Annotated in this window: 1 pseudogene; it reads left to right on the top strand. The window is 75.0% G+C overall.

The annotated features are described in order from the left end of the window. Window positions 1-234, top strand: a pseudogene (locus RYX56_RS23720) (hypothetical protein); the annotation flags it as partial. Window positions 235-256 lie beyond the last annotated feature (22 nt).

Raw genomic sequence — 256 nt, 5'->3', positions numbered from 1 at the left:
ATCGACAACACGGCCCACATCGTCGCCATCGAGCTGCTGGCTGCGGCCCAGGGGATCGACTTCCTGCGCCCGCTGCAGAGCTCGGCCGCGGTGGAGGCGCGGCACCAGCGGCTGCGCGCGGACTGCGCCAGCATGCCGGCCGACCACTACCTGGCGCCCGACATCGAGCGGGCCGCGGCGCTGGTGCAGACCGGCGTGCTGCAGGCGCCGGGGGCGCCGGCGTTCACTCAGTAACGGTCGGCGGCACCCGCCACGC

The sequence above is a fragment of the Alkalihalophilus lindianensis genome, from assembly GCF_032843265.1.
GTDB lineage: Bacteria > Bacillota > Bacilli > Bacillales > Bacillaceae_D > Alkalihalophilus > Alkalihalophilus lindianensis.
This window is presented reverse-complemented; position numbering and strand designations above follow the sequence as displayed.